Raw genomic sequence first — 269 nt, 5'->3', positions numbered from 1 at the left:
GCATGTCGACCTCGCCGATCCGCGCCGCCTCACCCATGAGTACCTCGCGCGGATGGGGCACGCGATCGACGCCTGCTGGCCCGCCGGCGCACCGCTCTCCATCGCCCACCTGGGGGCGGGAGCGCTCAGCTTCGCCCGCTACGTGCAGGCGACCCGGCCCGGATCCGCGCAGCTCGTGATCGAAATCGAGCGGGAGCTGCCGACGCTGGTGACCGACGCGCTCCCGCTGCCGCCGGGCACGGAGCTCGGGATCGAGATCGGCGATGCGC

1 protein-coding gene is annotated in these 269 nt (G+C 73.6%); it reads left to right on the top strand.

Features of this window, described 5'->3' with window-relative positions; genetic code table 11:
* Positions 1–269, top strand: a 269-nt coding sequence (locus MJ643_RS30805) for a hypothetical protein (protein ID WP_247727321.1), incomplete at both ends; no start/stop codon positions are given.

The sequence above is a fragment of the Pseudomonas sp. PNPG3 genome (assembly GCF_023093815.1).
Taxonomy (GTDB): Bacteria; Pseudomonadota; Gammaproteobacteria; order Pseudomonadales; family Pseudomonadaceae; genus Aquipseudomonas; species Aquipseudomonas asiatica.
This window is presented reverse-complemented; position numbering and strand designations above follow the sequence as displayed.